The 19,985-nt window shown below is 40.6% G+C and carries 15 protein-coding genes; 11 read left to right on the forward strand and 4 right to left on the reverse strand.

Annotated features, from left to right (window positions below):
• Nucleotides 1–26 precede the first annotated feature (26 nt).
• The 7 genes from ABD009_RS11180 to ABD009_RS11210 all read left to right on the forward strand — a co-directional run bounded on the left by ABD009_RS11180 (nucleotide 27) and on the right by ABD009_RS11210 (nucleotide 10,656).
• The gene (locus ABD009_RS11180; RefSeq protein ID WP_343825414.1) at nucleotides 27–779 is read left to right on the forward strand and encodes a GntR family transcriptional regulator; all 753 of its coding nucleotides are present in this window, start codon (nucleotides 27–29) and stop codon (nucleotides 777–779) included.
• Between the two features lie 32 nt (nucleotides 780–811).
• Complete coding sequence (gene aceE / locus ABD009_RS11185; RefSeq protein ID WP_343825416.1) at nucleotides 812–3,487, forward strand: pyruvate dehydrogenase (acetyl-transferring), homodimeric type; 2,676 nt, start codon at nucleotides 812–814, stop codon at nucleotides 3,485–3,487.
• A 21-nt stretch (nucleotides 3,488–3,508) separates the two neighbouring features.
• Nucleotides 3,509–5,509, forward strand: a complete 2,001-nt coding sequence (aceF, locus tag ABD009_RS11190) for a pyruvate dehydrogenase complex dihydrolipoyllysine-residue acetyltransferase (protein WP_343825418.1) — start codon at nucleotides 3,509–3,511, stop codon at nucleotides 5,507–5,509.
• A gap of 150 nt (nucleotides 5,510–5,659) precedes the next feature.
• On the forward strand, nucleotides 5,660–7,084 hold the full coding sequence (gene lpdA / locus ABD009_RS11195) for a dihydrolipoyl dehydrogenase (protein WP_155696234.1): 1,425 nt from the start codon (nucleotides 5,660–5,662) through the stop codon (nucleotides 7,082–7,084).
• A 190-nt stretch (nucleotides 7,085–7,274) separates the two neighbouring features.
• Nucleotides 7,275–7,946 carry a tRNA-uridine aminocarboxypropyltransferase gene (locus tag ABD009_RS11200; RefSeq protein ID WP_343825421.1) on the forward strand — a complete coding sequence of 224 codons (672 nt, stop codon included), beginning with the start codon at nucleotides 7,275–7,277 and terminating at the stop codon, nucleotides 7,944–7,946.
• A gap of 17 nt (nucleotides 7,947–7,963) precedes the next feature.
• Entirely contained in the window at nucleotides 7,964–8,467 is a 504-nt protein-coding gene (locus tag ABD009_RS11205; RefSeq protein WP_343825423.1) for a DUF1543 domain-containing protein, read from the forward strand.
• A 110-nt stretch (nucleotides 8,468–8,577) separates the two neighbouring features.
• Nucleotides 8,578–10,656 carry a M13 family metallopeptidase gene (locus ABD009_RS11210; RefSeq protein WP_343825425.1) on the forward strand — a complete coding sequence of 693 codons (2,079 nt, stop codon included), beginning with the start codon at nucleotides 8,578–8,580 and terminating at the stop codon, nucleotides 10,654–10,656.
• A 140-nt stretch (nucleotides 10,657–10,796) separates the two neighbouring features.
• Here the strand turns inward: ABD009_RS11210 and ABD009_RS11215 are convergent, their stop codons facing one another.
• The 4 genes from ABD009_RS11215 to ABD009_RS11230 all read right to left on the reverse strand — a co-directional run bounded on the left by ABD009_RS11215 (nucleotide 10,797) and on the right by ABD009_RS11230 (nucleotide 16,245).
• On the reverse strand, nucleotides 10,797–11,708 hold the full coding sequence (locus ABD009_RS11215; RefSeq protein WP_343825427.1) for a DNA ligase: 912 nt from the start codon (nucleotides 11,706–11,708) through the stop codon (nucleotides 10,797–10,799).
• Between the two features lie 145 nt (nucleotides 11,709–11,853).
• Entirely contained in the window at nucleotides 11,854–12,696 is an 843-nt protein-coding gene (locus ABD009_RS11220; protein ID WP_196492502.1) for a hypothetical protein, read from the reverse strand.
• A gap of 240 nt (nucleotides 12,697–12,936) precedes the next feature.
• Nucleotides 12,937–15,141 carry a S9 family peptidase gene (locus tag ABD009_RS11225; protein ID WP_343825430.1) on the reverse strand — a complete coding sequence of 735 codons (2,205 nt, stop codon included), beginning with the start codon at nucleotides 15,139–15,141 and terminating at the stop codon, nucleotides 12,937–12,939.
• Between the two features lie 99 nt (nucleotides 15,142–15,240).
• A complete protein-coding gene (locus tag ABD009_RS11230; RefSeq protein ID WP_343825432.1) occupies nucleotides 15,241–16,245 on the reverse strand; it encodes a tRNA1(Val) (adenine(37)-N6)-methyltransferase in 1,005 nt (334 codons plus the stop codon).
• Between the two features lie 24 nt (nucleotides 16,246–16,269).
• Between ABD009_RS11230 and srmB the strand changes: the two genes are divergently transcribed.
• The 4 genes from srmB to ABD009_RS11250 all read left to right on the forward strand — a co-directional run bounded on the left by srmB (nucleotide 16,270) and on the right by ABD009_RS11250 (nucleotide 19,728).
• A complete protein-coding gene (gene srmB / locus ABD009_RS11235) occupies nucleotides 16,270–17,493 on the forward strand; it encodes an ATP-dependent RNA helicase SrmB (protein ID WP_343825434.1) in 1,224 nt (407 codons plus the stop codon).
• Between the two features lie 26 nt (nucleotides 17,494–17,519).
• A complete protein-coding gene (locus ABD009_RS11240) occupies nucleotides 17,520–18,038 on the forward strand; it encodes a retropepsin-like aspartic protease family protein (protein WP_155696227.1) in 519 nt (172 codons plus the stop codon).
• A 76-nt stretch (nucleotides 18,039–18,114) separates the two neighbouring features.
• Nucleotides 18,115–18,960 (forward strand): carboxylating nicotinate-nucleotide diphosphorylase, encoded by an 846-nt coding sequence (gene nadC, locus ABD009_RS11245; protein WP_343825436.1) that lies wholly within the window; start codon nucleotides 18,115–18,117, stop codon nucleotides 18,958–18,960.
• A gap of 270 nt (nucleotides 18,961–19,230) precedes the next feature.
• A complete protein-coding gene (locus ABD009_RS11250; protein ID WP_343825438.1) occupies nucleotides 19,231–19,728 on the forward strand; it encodes a pilin in 498 nt (165 codons plus the stop codon).
• Nucleotides 19,729–19,985 lie beyond the last annotated feature (257 nt).

Consider the following 19,985-nt stretch of genomic DNA (forward strand, 5'->3'; position numbering starts at 1 on the left):
GAATTCAAACATGAATGGAACAGCTCGTGACAAAAGTAGTGACTAAAAAAGTATCAGAACAAGTGGCATCGCAATTAGAAAGCCAAATCATTGATGGTACTTTTGCGGCGGGTGAAAAACTCGCTTCTGAAAGAGATCTTGCCGAGCAATACGGGGTTTCCCGTCCTTCCATTCGAGACGCAATAAAACAACTTGAAGCTAAACGTTTAGTAACTCGTAAACAAGGTGGCGGTACGTTTGTAAGTCAGCAACTTGATGCGCCGTTTGCTGCACCACTATTCGACCTTTTGGCAAACAACCCAGAGTCGCACTATGATTTATTAGAATTTCGTTGTGCGCTGGAAAGTGTCGTTGCCTATTACGCCGCATTACGAGGCGACGAATCGCAGCTTAAATGTATTAAATCTGCATTTGAAGAAATAGAAGCGCTTGATGATAGTGATCTAGATTCCGTTTCAGATGCTATTGTTATGTTTTATCTAGCAATTGCAGATGCCGCTCAAAATGTTTTATTGGTTCACCTGTTAAGAGGTGTAAAAGATTTATTAAGGCACAACATTAAAGAGAACCTGTTGGTTTTTAAAGATCATAAATCAATTCGAGTTCAGCTTAATGAACACCGATTTGAATTATTAAGTGCGATTTTAAATAGTCAGCCTGAGGCTGCAAGAGTAGCAAGTGGTCAACATTTGGCCTTTATAGAACAGTCTTTATTAAAGCTTGATCAAGAACAAAATCGACTTCAAGGGTCGGTTCGCCGCTTATTAAGCAGTCAGTAAATTTTAAATTATTAATTATAGGAACCTGAAATATGTCAGAGAATCCAACTCTAAATCAGGATATAGATCCACAAGAAACTCAAGAGTGGCTTGAGTCGTTAGAAGCGGTACTTGAAGTTGACGGTGTTGAGCGTGCTCACCATATCTTAGAGTCATTGATTGATAAGGCTCGTCGTAACGGCGCTCACTTACCTTTTACACCAACCACTGCCTATCTAAATACAATCCCTGCGGGCCAAGAGCCTCAAATGCCGGGCGACCGTACTTTAGAAGCTAGAATCCGTGGCGCCATTCGTTGGAATGCACTTGCCATGGTTGTGCGTGGTTCGAAAAAAGATTTAGAACTTGGTGGACATATTTCATCATTTGCATCTTCTGCAATGCTATACGATGTAGGTTTTAACCACTTCTTTAAAGCTGACAAAGACAATTCAGGTGGCGACTTCCTTTATATTCAAGGACACGTATCACCGGGTATCTATTCTCGTGCATTCCTAGAGGGACGCTTATCAGAAGATCAACTTGATAACTTCCGCCAGGAAGCGGATGGCGAAGGTCTATCTTCATACCCACACCCTAAATTAATGCCAGACTTTTGGCAGTTCCCTACGGTATCTATGGGCTTAGGTCCAATAGCTGCTATTTATCAAGCTCGTTTCCTTAAGTATCTAACGGATCGCGGAATTAAAGATTGTTCAGATCAACGTGTTTATTGCTTTATGGGCGACGGTGAGTGTGATGAGCCAGAAGCACTAGGTGCCATTGGTTTAGCTGCACGTGAAGGTTTGGACAACTTAACGTTTATTATTAACTGTAACCTACAGCGCCTAGATGGTCCGGTTCGTGGTAATGGTAAAATTATTCAAGAGCTAGAAGGCACATTCCGTGGCGCTGGTTGGGAAGTGATTAAAGTTATTTGGGGTTCATATTGGGATCCATTACTGTCTCGTGATAAAGACGGCAAGTTACTAGATATCATGGAAGAAACCGTTGATGGTGAATACCAGAACTACAAAGCGAAAGGTGGCAAGTTCACTCGCGATAACTTCTTCTCTAAAACGCCAGAAACAGCAGCGATGGTTGCTAATATGTCTGACCAAGATATTTGGCGTTTAAACCGTGGTGGCCATGATCCAGTAAAAGTTTACGCAGCCTATGACCGCGCGACTAAAACTAAAGGTCGTCCACAAGTTATTCTTGCTAAAACTGTTAAAGGTTACGGCATGGGTGACGCTGGTGAAGGTAAAAACATTGCTCACGGTGTTAAGAAAATGGATATCGATGCGCTTAAAGCTTATCGTGACCGCCATCATATCGATATCTCTGATGAAGATTTACCAAATGTACCTTATGTTAAGTTTGAAGAGGGCAGTGAAGAGTGGAAATACCTTCATGGTCGTCGTGAAACATTAGGTGGATACTTACCAGCTCGTCGTCGTAATTCAGACGTTGAAGTTGATACACCAGATTTAAAAGCCTTTGACGCGATACTTAAAGGTTCAAATGGTCGTGAAATCTCAACAACTATGGCATTTGGTCGTATTTTGTCAGCGGTTATCAAAGACAAACAAATTGGTAAACGAATTGTTCCAATTATTCCAGATGAAGCACGAACCTTTGGTCTAGAAGGTTTATTCCGTCAAGTGGGTATTTACGCTCACGGAGGCCAAAAATACACGCCTCAAGATGCCGACCAAGTTGCTTACTATCGTGAAGATAAAAAAGGCCAAGTTTTACAAGAAGGCATCAATGAATTAGGTGCTATGTCAGATTGGTTAGCAGCGGCAACATCATACTCAAATAACAATGAGCCAATGATCCCGTTCTACATCTATTACTCAATGTTTGGTTTCCAACGTGTGGGTGACATGGTTTGGGCTGCAGGTGACTCGCAAGCAAGAGGTTTCCTAGTAGGTGGTACGGCTGGCCGTACAACACTTAATGGTGAAGGTTTACAACACCAAGATGGTCATACCCATTCTCACTTCGGAACAGTACCTAACTGTATTACTTATGACCCAACTTATGGTTATGAGCTAGCGGTTATTGTTCAAGATGGTATGCGTCGTATGTATGGTGAAAACGAAAACGTTTTCTATTATGTCACTGTAATGAATGAGAACTATGTTCAGCCAGCACTTCCTGAAGGTGTTGAAGAAGGTATTGTTAAAGGTATTTACAAACTTGATCGTGTTGAACCGAAAAAAGCGAAAGCGAATGTTCAACTGTTAGGTTCAGGTACCATTTTACTGCAAGTACGTGAAGCCGCTAAGATTCTTGCTGAAAAGTTTGATGTTAGCTCTGACGTATACAGCGTACCGTCGTTTAACGAGCTAGGTCGTGACGGATTAGAAGTAGACAGGTTTAATATGTTAAACCCAGAAGCGCCAGCACAAAAAGCCTATATCACTGAAGTTCTAGAAGGTAATGAAGGTCCTGTTGTTGCAGCTACCGATTACATCAAGTCTTATGCTGATCAAGTTAGAGCTTGGGTACCTTCAGATTATAAAGTATTGGGTACCGACGGTTTTGGTCGTTCAGATAGCCGCGCAAACTTGCGTCGCCACTTTGAAGTTGATCACAACTACATTGCTGTTGCTGCATTAAGTCAGTTAGCACGAAGAGGCGATATTGAAGCTTCAGTGGTAACTAAAGCTATTGAAGAGTTTGGCATTGATGCCGACAAACTTAGCCCACTTTACGCATAAGCACCTGAGGAGATTAAATAGATGGCTGAATTAAAAGACATTTTAGTCCCAGATGTGGGCGGTGATGAAGTTGAAATCATTGAACTATGTGTGGCCGTTGGTGACACAGTAGAAGCAGAAGATGCGTTAGTGACGGTAGAAAGCGACAAGGCGTCGATGGATATCCCAGCGCCATTTTCTGGCAAAATTGCTGAAATCAAAGTTGCTGTTGGTGACAAGGTTTCAGAGGGCACTTTATTGGTTAAGCTTGAAGAGGCTGGAGCATCTAGCTCTGAGTCTTCTGAAGCAAAACCAGAAACTAAAGAAGAGTCTAAAGCTGACGCTGCTCCAGCATCAGATAGCAAAACAGAAACATCTAGCTCAGCAGGAAAAACAATTGAAGTCGAAGTACCAGATATTGGCACAGATGATGAAGTTGATGTAATCGATGTTTTGGTTGCTGAAGGGGATACCGTTAGCAAAGAAGATGGCCTAATTACGCTTGAAACTGACAAAGCGACAATGGACGTACCTTCGCCAGAAAATGGTAAGGTTGTTTCGTTAAAAGTCGCTGTTGGCGACAAAGCTGGTCAAGGTAAAGTGATAATGACCTTGGCGATAGAAGGCGAAGACTCTTCATCATCGGACACACCTAAAGCGGATAATGCCAATACAAACCAAGCTCCTCAAGCAAATGAAAATGCTGGTGGACAAACGAGCGCTACAGAAGTTAAAAATGTAGAAGTGCCAGACATTGGTACCGATGGCGAAGTTGACGTTATTGATGTTTTAGTTGCCGTTGGCGACACTGTGGAGGCTGAGCAAGGCCTTATCACTCTAGAAACAGACAAAGCAACAATGGACGTGCCTGCACCATTTGCGGGTGTTATCAAGTCGCTTGAAATTGATAATGGTGGCAAAGTTGCAATGGGAACATTGATTGCAACAATTGAAGTAGCAGGCTCATCAAGTGCGCCAGCTAAATCAGAATCTACAAATAGCGCACCAGCAAACCAAGCAAAAGATACTCCAGCTAAAGAGAGCAAACCTGCTCCTAAAGCTCCACCTGTGCAGTTAGCACATCCTTCATCAGTAGGCGGAAATGGCAAGTCGGGCAACCTACATGCAACGCCTTCGGTAAGAAGACTTGCTAGTGAATTTGGTGTTGATTTAACAAAAGTTAAAGGCACAGGTCGTAAAGGTCGTATTTTGGCAGAAGACATTAAGTCGTTTGTTAAGTATGAGCTATCACGTCCTAAAGCAACGGCAGCGTCAAGTGTTGCAGCCGGTGAAGGTGGTCTTCAAGTATTGGCTGCGCCTAAAGTTGATTTCGCTAAGTTTGGCGAAATAGAAACAAAAGCTTTGACGCGTATTCAAAAAATATCAGGACCAAACTTACATCGTAACTGGGTAACTATTCCACACGTAACTCAGTTTGATGAAGCGGACATCACTTCACTTGAAGCGTTCCGTAAAGAACAAAACGCAATGTTGGCGAAACAAAAGTCGGATTTAAAAATCACTCCGCTTGTATTCATCATGAAGGCAGTGGCATCGGGCCTACTAACGTATCCACAATTTAACTCTTCATTAAGTACCGACGGCGAAAGCATTGTACTTAAGAAGTATGTTCATATTGGTGTTGCGGTTGATACGCCAAACGGACTTGTTGTTCCTGTTGTACGTGACGTTGACAAAAAAGGCGTTAATGAAATCTCTCGTGAGTTAATGGAGATTTCAGGTAAGGCGCGTCAAGGCAAGCTAACTGCAAAAGACATGCAAGGCGGATGTTTCACTATTTCTAGCCTTGGTGGCATTGGCGGCACTGCATTTACGCCAATTGTTAATGCTCCAGAGGTTGGAATTTTAGGTGTGTCTAAATCTGAAATGAAACCAAAATGGAATGGTTCTGAATTTGAGCCTAAACTAATGCTACCACTTTCATTATCTTACGATCATCGTGTGATAGATGGTGCGTTAGCAGCGCGATTTGCAGTACATGTTTCAAGTGTCCTGTCCGATATACGAAAATTAGTACTATAATCTGCAAGAAAGTCCTGTACTAACAGGACTTTCGACTTTTGCAGTGATAGACTTTGCAGACAAATTTTTTGAAGGGGCAAACGCGCCTTCTGTTTTAATCCCAAAAGATGAATAGTTTCGTCTTTTACTCTGAAAAGATAGAGGTTAATAATGAGCAACGATATCAAAACCCAGGTAGTGGTTCTTGGTGCTGGCCCTGGTGGCTACTCTGCTGCATTCCGTGCGGCTGATTTAGGTTTAGACGTAACGTTAGTTGAAGCTGGTCAAACGCTTGGTGGCGTATGCTTAAACGTTGGTTGTATCCCGTCTAAAGCATTATTACATGTTGCAAAAGTAATTGATGATGCAAAAGATATGGCATCACACGGTGTTACCTTTGGCGCGCCTGAAATTGATCTAGACAAAATTCGCGATTGGAAAGACAGCGTTGTTGCTAAATTGACTGGCGGCCTAGACGGCATGGCTAAAATGCGTAAAGTAAACGTAGTTAATGGCTACGGTAAATTTACAGGCAGCAACACGTTAGCGGTTGAAGGTAAAGACGGTGTTACAAACATCAACTTCGACAATGCAATTATTGCGGCTGGTTCAGAGCCAGTTAACCTACCGTTTATTCCAAAAGATGATCGTGTAATCGACTCTACTGGCGCACTAGAAATGAAAGACATTCCTGGTGAAATGCTAGTTCTTGGCGGTGGCATCATCGGTCTTGAAATGGGCACAGTGTATAGTTCACTTGGCTCAAACGTATCAGTTGTTGAATTCTTAGACCAACTAGTTCCTGCTGCAGATAAAGATATTGTACAAGCTTATACTAAGTACAATAAAAACCGCTTTAACATCATGTTATCAACTAAAGTTGTAGCGGTTGAAGCAAAAGATGACGGTTTATACGTTACTTTTGAAGGTAAAAAAGCGCCAGCAGAGCCTGTACGTTATGACAAAATCCTAGTTGCTGTAGGTCGTAAGCCTAACGGTAACCTTTGTGATGCTGACAAAGCGGGTGTTAAAGTTGATGAGCGTGGTTTCATTAACGTAGACAAACAATTACGTACAAACGTAAATAACATCTTTGCAATTGGTGACGTAATTGGTCAACCAATGCTTGCTCACAAAGCCGTTCATGAAGGTCATGTTGCTGCCGAAGTTATCTCTGGCAAAAAGCACTTCTTTGAACCTCAAGGTATTCCTTCAGTAGCTTACACAGATCCAGAAATGGCTTGGGTTGGCATCACTGAAAAAGAAGCAAAAGAGCAAGGTTTAAATGTTGAAGCGGCGAAGTTCCCTTGGGCTGCTTCAGGTCGTGCGATTGCATCTGCTCGTACAGAAGGTTTCACTAAGTTAATCTTTGATAAAGACACGCACCGCATTTTAGGTGGCGCAATTGTTGGTATCAACGCTGGTGAAATGCTTGGTGAAATTGGCTTAGCAATTGAAATGGGCGCAGACGCAGAAGACATCGCGTTAACTGTTCATGCTCACCCAACGCTAAACGAGTCAATTGGTCTTGCTGCAGAGATTTACGAAGGTTCTATTACAGATCTTCCTAATCCAAAAGCGAAAAAGAAAAAGTAATTACTTATGTAAATTACTCTTAGAGAGTAAATTGCTAAAGTACTTGAGAGAGCGGCCATTGGTCGCTCTTTTTGCATTTTAGTCGTGCTAAAATGGTGATACAGACAAGTGCCGTTGGCATAGATTTCAGCATTATCGTTTTAATATTCATGGTAATTTCACCTCCATTATTAGGTATTTAACAGGCAACATGGCACATATCAATTCAGTTCGTAGATTAAGAGAGCACGAATTACAGTTCTCAAAAAAAGAATTCAAGGCAAGAGGGGCGGCTTTAAAACGCTGTTCTGAATGCATGCTGGAGGAACGTGAATGTATTTGTGGCTCTGTTACGCCAGTACCAACAGAGATAGCTGTGTGTATGTTGATGTATCACGCTGAGTACTACAAGCCGTCCAATACAGGTCAATTAATTTGTGAAGTAGTGCCAGACAATTATGCCTTTCGTTGGCATCGCACTGAGTTAGAAGAAAGCCTAAAAGCTCTAATTGAAAGCGAAGCTTGGTATCCCATTATTGTATTTGTTCACGACGCCGCTGACCCTGACCGACAAATTCATAATATTCCAGTGCAAGCGGAGCTAAACGGCAAACGTCCGTTATTGATATTTTTGGACGGTACCTGGCGACAAGCTAAAAAAATGTTTATCAAATCGCCGTATTTAGATCAGTTTCCAGTCTTACAATTGTCTGGTTTTAATAAAGGCTCATACCAATTAAGAGAGTCATATCATGAGCATCATTTGAGCACCGTTGAAGTGGCTTTTGAGTTGTTTAGACAAAACGGCGAGTTGGAATTGGGTGATACTTTAGAGCAATTGTTTAATAATTTCAGAACCGCTTATCAAGTTCATAAGCGTTAACTCGGGGTACTTTGTAAATGAAACTCTTTATGGTTTATTTAGGTGGCTCTGCAGGGCAGTCCAATATTGAAGTCCATGATGTACGATTCGTTGTTGGGAATACTATCGATGACACAATTCCGCAGTTAATTGCTGAGTGGTATGGCAACAGAAAAAATCTGCATATTGATTGTTACATGGAAGTAAACCACATAGATGGTTACAAAATAGATATCGCCGACACAAAGTGTTCATCAGGGTTAAAATTATATTTTGTAAACTTAGGCGGATACCAGCCTACAAAGTTTACCGAATTGCATGAGTTTGGTTTGTTTGTGGCAGCCTCAAGTGAAGATGCTAAGCAACAAGCCAAAGCAACTTTGTTAAAAGACTCGGTTATTCCGCATAAAGACAACCTCATGGAAGTGGATGAATGTTTTCCGGTTTCACTATTGGACGGGCAACATTTTGTGCATTTAATTGAATCACCCGGTGGGCAGATTATAAAGCCTGACTGGTTTGGTTATCGCGTTATAACTTAAAGGGTATTACAGGATTTGATTGGCATTCAATTAGAGTCGTTGACTTTGAATTTGCTTTCATTACTCTAGAACTAATTATAAAAAAAATAACATGAATTGGGGATTACCACATGAAAAAACTAACTACGGTTGCCGCGGGCGTCGCGTTAGCGTTGGGAGCAATGTCTTTGACAGCTTGCTCACCAAAAACAGAACAAGCATCACAAGAAGTTAAAGTAGAACAACAAGCAGAAAAGCAGTTAACTTCAGGTATTTCACTAGAGAACATGGATACTAATGCTGCTCCACAGGAAGACTTTTACGTATATACCAACGGTACTTGGCTAAAAAACCAAACAATTCCTGCAGACAAGTCTAACTATGGTTCATTTACAAAACTATATGATGATGCTCAGAAAAACCTACGATTAATAATTGAAGAAGCGTCTTCAATGAAAAATGCAGCAGTAGGCAGCGAAGAACAAAAGCTAGGTGATTTCTATAATGCATTTATGGATCAAGAAGGTGCCAATGCCAAAGGCGTTGCTCCTCTTAAACCTCTATTTGATACTATCGACAGCATTAAGTCGCATGACGACGTTGCAGAAACATTTGGTAAGTTATATCGCAAAGGTGTAAGCGGCCCTCTAGGTGGTTATGTTTACAACGACGCTAAAAAATCTGACCAATACATCTTTTATGTAGGTCAATCAGGTCTTGGTCTTCCAGACCGTGACTACTATTTTAAAGAAGATGAAAAAAGCCAAGCAAACCGTGAAGCCTATGTAGCTTACGTTGGTGATATGTTAGAAATGGCAGGTGTTGAAGATGCTAAAGGTGCAGCAGAGCGCATCATGGCACTAGAAACAAAACTAGCTGATAAAATGTGGACTCGTGTTGAAAGCCGCGATGCGAACAAGCGATATAACAAGTACTCTACAGCTGAGTTCTCAGAATACATGGGTGACTTTGCATGGGATAAATATGCCGCTGCAATGGGCCTTTCTGCTGAAGAGCTAGTAGCTAGCCAAAACACTTACATGAAAGCCTTAGGCGAAATGTTTAAAGACATTGACGTAGCGACATGGAAAGAATACATGAAGCTTCGCACTTTATCTGAGTATGCTTCACAGCTTTCTTCAGACTTTGAAGATCGTAATTTTGCGTTTTATGGCACAACATTGCGTGGTATTGAAGAGCAACAACCTCGCTGGAAAAAAGCCGTATCGGGTGCAAACTCAATTCTAGGCGAAATGCTAGGCAAACTATACGTAGAGAAACACTTTAAGCCAGAAGCTAAAGAGCGTATGGAGCAGCTTGTTCAAAATGTAATTAAAGGTTTTGAAGTAGGCATCAAAGAACTAGAGTGGATGAGTGAAGAAACGAAAGTGGCTGCACTTGAGAAACTATCTAAATTTACGCCAAAAATTGGTTACCCAGATAAGTGGACTGATTACTCTGCATTAGAAATTAAAGCGGGTGATTTAGTAGGTAACTACATCCGAGCAAGCGAATTCGAAATTCAAAAGAATTTAGACAAGCTAGGTGGTCCAATTGATAACACAGAGTGGGGCATGACACCTCAAACTGTAAATGCTTATTATAGCCCAGTTAAAAATGAAATCGTTTTCCCAGCAGCAATCCTACAGCCTCCTTTCTTCAACTTAGATGCTGAAGATGCGGTTAACTATGGCGGTATTGGTGCTGTTATCGGTCACGAAATTGGCCATGGTTTTGATGACCAAGGTGCTAAGTACGATGGCGACGGTAACCTAAGAAACTGGTGGACAAAAGCCGACGAAGAAAACTTCCAAGAACGCGGTAAGTTGTTCTCTGAGCAATATAGTGGTTTTGAAGCGTTAGAAGGCGAGTTTGTAAACGGTGACTTAACACTTGGCGAAAACATTGGTGATTTAGGTGGCTTAACTATCGCATTTAAGGCTTATAAAATGTCTTTAAATGGTAAACCATCTCCAGTACTTGATGGTTTCACTGGTGAACAACGTGTTTTCTTAGGGTGGGGACAAGTATGGCGTCGTCTATATCGTGACGAAGAACTTCGTACACGCCTAGTAACAGACCCTCATTCACCTAGCCGCTATCGTGTGAATGGCATTGTTCAAAACATGCCAGAGTTCTACGAAGCGTTTGATGTTAAACCGGGTAATGCTCATTATCTACCTGAAGAAAAACGCGTTAAAATTTGGTAATAATCTAAATTTTATTTGCCATGAAATAGATTGAATATTATTTCATGTTAAAAGCCCAGCTACTTTGGTTTGAATCCAATAGCTGGGCTTTTTGTACAGGCGTTAATAACACCCGCAACCCACAGCAAGTTATTGTTGTGTTATAAGTCAGTTCTTATTTTGGAGAATCGCGCAAAACGAGGTAGCCCTGTTTTGCTAAATCCAGAGTATTCATAAGTAATAACGGCGCCCACTTTGGGTGGAGAACGGCGTTCTTCATCGGTAAAGCCCGAGCCAATTTTAAATATTTGACCTTTATTATTACGAACCCAAAGTGCACCTAACAATCCTTTATATTTCCCTTTTCCTGGTTGGTAAGCTGTTACAACGGCCTCAGCATCATAAAGAGGTTTAACTTTGAATATGTTTTTACTTCGGCCTGCTTCGTAGGTGGCATTCCCTACATTCACCATAATGCCTTCGCCAGCATCTTTTATTACGGAGTTAAAGTAACCTTCAAGCTCTACCTTTGTATCGAAGACCAAATGAGATACTAGCTGCAGCCAAGTTGGAAAGTCAGGTGCTGGACTCGTAGTGTCATCTTCTAGAGTTCGCTCAACATTGGGCAAAGGTTTATTGCGATTGAATAGTTCGAGTAAGCGCTCTTTTCTTTGATAAAACGCCAGATTGTGAATAGGTATATCAAACACCATAAATTTAATCATGCGCCACTCATTGTGATTTGGTTTATGCCGTCTTATGGCTGCTGAAACACTGTCAAAGTTGTTTCGGGATATCCAAAGTTCACCATCAAGTGCTTCGCTAGGGAAGTCCTTTGTGAACCATGACGGCGCATTGATAGTGTTGCCTTGCCGAGTTAAGAAGTGACTGCCAGTCCAATAAGCTCTTACGCCATCGTACTTTTCACTAATATAGAACCCAGACGTGTTATTGGGTAATGACGCCAGCATTTTTGTGCTTGCTAACATGACTTGGGGAGTAGACTTTGATGCTAATACAACAGGGGCAAAAACAATTATTAAGCAGATAAGCAGTGTAATAAAAAACGGCATTTTCATTCCTTTAAATTAATAATATTCAAAGGTTAGGAGAGGCTCCTAGAAAATGCCGCTGTACTCGATGTTTCTGTACGATCAGTTTTTAGTAACTGTACTTTGAAAATGCTACTTTAAAAAGAACGACTTTAAAATAAGGATCTTAAAAATAACTACCTAAAACAAACGTCCATTCCGTGAACCTAAAGTGTTGCGATGCGCTGTCCGCTTCAAATTCAGTGGTTCTAATATCTGGCATATCTATATAGCCTAATTTAACTTCAGAACGGAAGAAAAACGACTTGTAACTCAATTCTAAACCGCCTTTAATGTGTGTTCCCCAACCTGAAAAGTGGAAGTCATCGTGGCGTTCATTATTAAGCAACGTCGCATTTGTTTTTGGCAACATAACGCCAATACCGCCACCTAGCAGGCTAGAAACAATTAAGTTCTCGCTAAAGTGATGAAGTTGATCAAAGCGCGTCACTTCTGCATTTAGATAATTTAAACCATCTGAGTGTTCAAAAGCTAAGAATGTAACATCGCCTTCTTCATCTTTGTGTCCAAGATAAAATGGTTCATTATTATACGTGCCATCAAACTCACTACCTACATTAATTTGGCCAGTGATTTCTGCCGTTTGCTCTTGATCCATGATGTATTTCATATGATCAACACCAAAGGATACAGAATAATTGTCAGCAAAAAAGTACCCAACTCTAAAGTTAGTTTGTGGGCGAGTCATATCAAAAGGGTTTAAGTACGGGTCTATGCCAATGGTTGAAGGACGATCCGAAGCGCTAATATCGTTTAACTCAAATTTATAATTGTCACCCTCGAGTGTTAAATCTGACGTAGAGTAATAACCGCGGTTCCATCCCCAATAAGCAAAAAACGATCCTTTATCATGGATACCAGGTTCACTTTCAGTTTCTTCAGCTTTAGACGATGGAGACATAACCAAGGATACAAAAACTAAACCAAGAGTGATTAACATTTTAGACATCTAACTTTCCCTTTTGACTGTGTACTTATATTTTAATGAGGTGCTTTGAGCCCTGCGCGAGAGGCAAACATGCTAACTCATATTTAAAAGTCGTGATACTCATAACATAAAATAGTTAAGTGAAAACAAGATAAACGAAACAAAAAACCAGATAAACGGAACTATATAGCCAAGTGTGCAGATATAAAAAAGCCACTACAGAATAGTGGCTTGATTAAGTATTTGTAGCTTCAGGCGAAATTACAGGTTCTTGTCAAAGTATCGAACGATAGTTTTTGCCAAGTGAAGGCCTGTCTTTTTACCGCGAATACTATGTTTACTGCCTGGGTAAGTCATTACGTCAAATTCTTTACCAAGATCTTGTAAGTGTTTGAATAACTTAGTGGCATGCGTAAATAGTACGTTGTCATCGGCCATGCCGTGATAAATCAATAAGTCGCCTTGTAGGCCATCAGCATACATAAATACGTTGCTCTTATCGTAGTCTTTACCATCAACGCCAGGGTGACCTGCATAACGTTCAGTGTAGTGAGTATCGTATAACGTCCAGTCGGTAACAGGAGCGCCAGAAACACCTACTTTAAACACATCTGCTGCTTTAAACATACTCATGATAGTCATGTAACCGCCGTAGCTATGGCCATAAACACCAATGCGTTCTGGGTCTACAAAGTCTAACGTTTTAACGTAGTCCATACCTACAAGCTGATCTTTTAATTCAATATCGCCTAAGTGCTGGTAAATTGGATCTTCAAACTTTTTACCACGGTTATAAGAACCTCGGTTATCAAGTTGGAATACCACGTAACCTTTTTGAACTAAATGTTGAAGAATGAAATTACGGCTGCTCCAGCTATTTGTTACTAACTGCGCATGTGGACCGCCATATACATAGTTTACAACTGGGCGTTTACCTTTAAAGCCTTGTGGTTCAAAGATTCTGTAATGAAGAGTTTGACCATCTTCAGCGGTTAACGTACCAAAGCGAGGCTTCACCCAATCCGAAAGGTATGGATATAAAGCATGTTGCTTATTAACCTGGTTTTGTTCCATCCACGTTAGCATTTCGCCAGTGGCTTTATGTAAACTTACTTGAGTTGGCTGTGCAGTATTTGAGTATGAATCTAAATAAATACTAGAGTCTTTAGAGAAGGTGATGCTGTGAAAGCCACTTCGCTTAGATACACGAGTAATGTCTTGTGGTTTGTTTAGGTTTACCTTATATAAGTGACGCTCAGTTGGCGTGTCTTTACGGCCTGTAAAATAAACATCGCCGGTATTTTTATCAACGCCTTCTAAGGCATCTACAATCCACTCGCCTTTAGTAAGCTGAGCTTGTAGTTTGCCATTGTAGTCATAGTGGTAAATATGTTGGAAACCATCGCGCTCAGACGCCCATAAAAAGCTATCGTCTAGGTAAACTAGAGCTTCATGAAGGTTAATCCAAGTATCAGATTGTTCAGTAATGGCGACTGTTTGTTTTAGAGAATCACGTTCAACAAAACGCAGCTCTAATTTATGCTGCTTTCTGTTCTGCCATTGGTAGCTAAACGTTTTGCTTGTAGGTAACCATTTTCCGCGAGTAATGTAGATGTCTTTTTCAGCGCCTAAATCAACCCAACGAATAGCGTTTTCAGACTTAGATACGTCTAACAAACCTAGTTCGATGTTCACGTTATTTGTACCAGCAAATGGGTAACGTTGGTTAAATAGCTTGATACTGTCGGCGTAAATTTCATTGCGAGTTGCAACTTGAACTGGCGTTGTATCTACTTTTGTTAATGCGATTGTAGACTCATCAGGTGCCCACCAGTAACCAGTCATGCGGCCCATTTCTTCTTGAGCAACAAATTCGGCCATCGCGAATTTAGTAGTATCACCACCGCTTGTTGTAAGGGCTCTTGTTTTACCTGTTTTAATATCAATTAAATATAAGTTTTGGTCACGAACAAAAGAAACAAAAGTGCCTTTAGGCGAAAACTTAACGTCGGTAGCAAAACCTTCACCGTTAGTTAGCTTTTTCGCTTTTTCCGTACCTAGCTTAAAGTAAAAGATGTCGCCATTTAATGGGAACAATAAAGCGGTGCCGTCTGCTGAGAATGTGTATTCTAGAATGCCTTTACCAAAAATACGTTGGCGTTCACGACGCGCTTTTTCTTCATCCGACAAGTTTTCAGGGCCAGAATATAAAGCTTCTGAGTCAACTAGCATTGAGCGCTTGCCAGTTTCTACATTGTATTGCCAAAGGTCAAAACGGTTGTAGTCGTTTTCACGGGCTTGAATGTAAGTAGCGCGTTGTCCGTCAGGTGAAAGTTTTAATTTACGAGGCGCCGTTCCAGATAATGAAGGATCGTCATAAATTCGTTCGAGTGTTAGTTTTTCAGCATGTGCTGTAGAGCAAAAAGCAACAACTAATGCACACAGGGTGTTAATGAGTTTTTTCATATTATTTTCTTATCGTTAACAGATTAACAAATAGAGCCGCAAAGCTCTGAGGTAGGGCAATAATGCCAGAAGATGGTAAGCGATTAAATAGAAGGTGGTTTAATCGGACATTTTTAGATAAAAAGCACGGCAAAAATTTGTAAACTTAGCGCTATATTTGCCATTTTCATCACGAATAATGACTTCATCAACATCAACATCAACATCAACATCAACATCAACATCAACATCAACATCAACATCAACATCAACATCAACATCAACATCAACGTTTTCCACAGGGGGGTGTAAATTTGTGTTGTTATGGCCTTCAAAAGAACCAGTTTTTAAACCAAGCTTTATCAATGTTCTCGAAGGTGCTTTATTTGGCGTTGTTTTCACGTAAGTAAGCGCAAGCTTTTTAAAGGCCAAGTCAGCGGCAAGATTTAAGAAAGTAAGTGCTTCATCGCAAGGCAAAATTAATTCAAAGGTGCCGTTGTCTTTTAGTCGACTTTTTACGACGGCTAGCAAATCCCCAAACGGCAAACTGTCATTATGCCTAGCTTTATTTCTGGCATTATCATCGCCAATGAGTGAATCACTAAAATAAGGCGGATTGCATACAATCAAATCAAACTTGTCAGTTGTTTGTTCATTCCAACTTCGGATATCGTCATTAACAACATTTAGTAAGTTGTTCCAGGGACTTTGGTCAAAATTAAACGATGCTTGGTTCGCAGCAAGTTGATCTAACTCAACGGCAGTAATACTGATATCTGTGGCGCTAATGTCACTTTGCAAACGCACTTGTTGTTCAATATTCGTGGGAGTTCTGGTGTTTGGGTTTGTTTTGTTTGAATGTTGGCTTTGTAAACGTTGCGATAACATTAGAGACAACAAGCCCGTGCCGGTACCAATATCTAATACTTTTTTAGTATTTGGGGTGATAGAAGCCCAAGCGCCTAATAAAATACCGTCAGTACTTACTTTCATTGCGCATTGGTCGTGCCAAACACTGAATTGTTTAAATCGAAAGTGAGGTTTTGCCAACATGGTCAATTTTAGGCTATCCGTTAAGTGTGAATTTCCGCTATAATAACAAATCTCTGTCTGTTCCCAAGACATTAGCGTAAACAACTCGGAAATTGCATGACATTTAGTGAATTTGATTTAGACAGCCGTTTAGAAAAAGGGATCCATTCCCTAGGCTACGTAAAACCTACAAAAGTACAACAATCGGCAATTCCCGAAGCGCTAGAAGGTCTTGATATATTAGCCAGTGCACCAACAGGTACTGGTAAAACAGCAGCATTTTTAATTCCAGCAATTCAATACCTATTGGACTTCCCAAGAAATGCCCCAGGTTTTGCGCGCGTTATGGTTTTAGCACCTACTCGTGAGTTAGCGTATCAAATACATGAAGTTGCAGAAGGCTTGTGTAGTTTTACTGATCTTAAAATCGGCGTTATCACAGGTGGTATTAACTACGGTAGTCACAAAGACATTCTAGAGAAGAACAACGACATTCTAATCTCTACGCCAGGTCGCTTAATGGAATACATGGACGCAGAAACTTTCCACTGTGAAAACGTAGAAATTTTAGTATTGGATGAAGCTGACCGCATGTTGGACATGGGTTTCAGAAGCTTCATGAGCCGTATTGCTGAAGAATCTCGAAACCGTAAACAAGCGATGTTATTTAGTGCCACGCTTGAAGGTAGAGGCATTATTGAGTTCTCTAACCAAGTATTAACAGAAGCGGCGCGCGTTGACTGTGATGCACCTCGTCGTGAACGCGGAAAAATAGTTGAGTGGACACATTTAGCAGACAGCAACGATCATAAACTTGCTTTATTAATGCACTACTTAAAGCAAGAAGAAGTGCAGAAGTCCATTATCTTTGTAAAAACACGTGACAGACTCGATGCGCTTGTTAAAGATTTACAAAGCGAAGGTATCTACGCGACATATTTACAAGGTGAAATGCCGCAAGACCGTCGTATGAAAGCTATCGACAAAATGAAAAACGGCCGAGCAAAAGTATTAGTCGCTACAGACGTTGCTGCGCGAGGGTTAGATATCAACGATATTACTCACGTATTTAACTTTGATATGCCTAGAACAGCTGATGTTTATGTTCACCGTATTGGCCGTACAGCTCGAGCTGGCGCAAAAGGTTTTGCTATTAGCTTAATAGAAGCGCATGAAATGGGCATTCTTAAAAAAGTAGAGCGTTACACTGACCAAGTGTTTAAGCACAGAAAAGTAGCCGGACTTGAACCAAAGAATAAAGAAGCGAAAGTACCTGCTAAAAAGAAAAAGCCACATAAGAAAAAGCTCGCAAAAGCGAACGCAAAAAAATCGAAGAAGTGATTTGACCGTTATAAATAGGGAATGCCATGAGCTCAGACAATATAAAAATAGGTAAGCAGTTTTCAGTAATTTTCTGGATTTTATTTTTAGTTGTCGGTTATTGGTTTTTCTCTGACCAGCTTGAGTCACAGCAAAACCCGAACCAACAACCCGTTAGCTTTGTTAATGGCTCAACCAGCACGCTTGTTTTAAAACGAAATAGACAAGGTCATTATGTTACCTCAGGTTACATTAACGGGCAGCCGGTGACCTTTTTATTAGATACGGGCGCAACTGATGTGGCCGTTCCTGAATACATAGCAAGTTCTATTGGCCTGCAAAGAGGCCAATCAGTAAGAGTTGGTACCGCTAATGGTTCTGCCGTTGCTTATCGAACTGAAATTAATGAGCTGAAAATTGGCGAGTTAAGACTTCGTGACCTTAGGGCTTCAATTCTTCCAGGAATGAAGTCAGATCAAGTATTACTAGGTATGAGCGCCCTAAAACAAGTGGCTTTTTCTCAGTCTGGCGACGAGCTCACCATCCAATTTAATCAGCCTTATTGATTAACCTAATTTAATAGCACTAAATTAAACTAAATTTATTTCACCTTATTTATTGAGTACACATTAGGATACAAGAATGTATAAGTCGTTAATTCCTCAACAAGTTTCACAAGCATTACTTGAAGACTTAGATAATAAAGATGCCTCTGCCGACATTACCGCGCAACTTATCCCAGCCGAAGCTCAAGCTACAGGTCAGGTAATTACTCGCCAAACAGCAGTAGTTTGTGGTGTTGAATGGGTGAATGAAACGTGCAAACAAGTTGATGAAAAAATTGAAGTGACTTGGTTGGTGAAAGATGGTGAGCATGTTGAGCCTAATCAGGCGTTATTTTCGTTTTCAGGCCCTGCTAGAGCAATATTAACTGCTGAGCGCACAGCATTAAACTTCTTACAAACCTTGTCAGCTACAGCGACTTCTACGTTTAATTACGTTAAAGCTGTCAAAGACTTAGGTAGCAAAACTGAAATCCTAGATACCCGTAAAACAATACCTGGGCTACGTTTAGCACAAAAATATGCAGTTACTTGTGGTGGCGGTAAAAATCATCGTATTGGTTTATTTGATGCCTACCTAATTAAAGAGAATCACCTCCAAGCCGCTGGTGGCATTGATGCAGCTGTAAGTCAGGCCAAACAACTTAACCCTGGCAAACCTATTGAAGTTGAAGTTGAGTCTATAAATGAACTTCAACAAGCGATGAATGCCGGCGCTGATATCGTGATGCTCGACAACTTTAGTGTTGAAGAAACAAAGCAAGCGGTGGCTTTAGCAAATGGCCAAGTGAAATTAGAAGCTTCGGGTAATATGGATGGTGAAAAATTTAAGTCGTATGCGGCCCTAAATGTAGATTATATTTCTATTGGCGGTTTAACAAAACATATTGATGCTATAGACTTATCCATGAGATTTAACGACTAAAGTACTCATTTGTACCAATATTGGCTTGCATTTAAGTACACAAATAGTGTAAAAATCTCAGTGACTGGTTTTCGTGTTCGCAATTGATGTAGTGTTGAATGCAAATTTAGTAAATCTGTCGATAAATTATTAGTGATGAAAAAGCGTCCTTAGATTAAAGGTTTTGCGCGTTGAATTAAATTGCATCTTGTAATTTGATTGAAGTGAGTCACAATGGAAACAATTTTAAACAATAATAATTTCATTAAAATACATATCAGGAGTATGAATATGAAAAACCGTCAACAAAAAGGTTTTACCCTAATTGAATTAATGATCGTAATCGCGATCATCGGTATCTTGGCATCGGTAGCGGTTCCTCAGTACCAAACTTATACACTACGTACAGAAGCGACTACTCAGGTAGCGTCTGCTATACGTCCAATGCAGAATGCGATCGCTGAGTATGCGGCTCTAAACGGTGATCTACCAGCTAATTATGCTGAGTTAGCCCAAGTAGGCTTTTCTCAAGCAACTGGTATAGACCATACAGCTACTTCTTTGGCTACTGGTGATATCTCAGGAGTAGCTTGGGATGGTTCAAGTATTACACTTACATTTGACACAACTGCCCCTTCAGATCTTCAAGGTAAAACATTTATTCTTGATGCGGTCGTAGAAAATGGTGCGGTTCGTTATCAGAATCAAAATGGTAGCAGCGGTGGTGATCTTGAAGCACAATACCGCCCTAATATTGGTGAGAAGTTAGCAGCTACTCCTGCAGGTTAATTCTCATTTAAACCTCGCCTTTAATCTAAAGGTTTAGGTTACGTTCCAAAAGGTCACTTAGGTGGCCTTTTTTGATCGTGAAATTCGAGTGTTTACTCCAAAATCAAAGTGCCTTGTGGAAAATTAAATCCACTAAAAAGAGAAACTTTAAATCTATACCTTAAATGCACCAAAAACCTCACTAAATCCCTAATTCCTTTTAAGAAACGGTTGCTACCAAACGTTATACACTACATAATCTTAAGTAATAATAATCA

This window comes from Psychrosphaera haliotis (assembly GCF_039523615.1).
Taxonomy (GTDB): domain Bacteria; phylum Pseudomonadota; class Gammaproteobacteria; order Enterobacterales; family Alteromonadaceae; genus Psychrosphaera; species Psychrosphaera haliotis.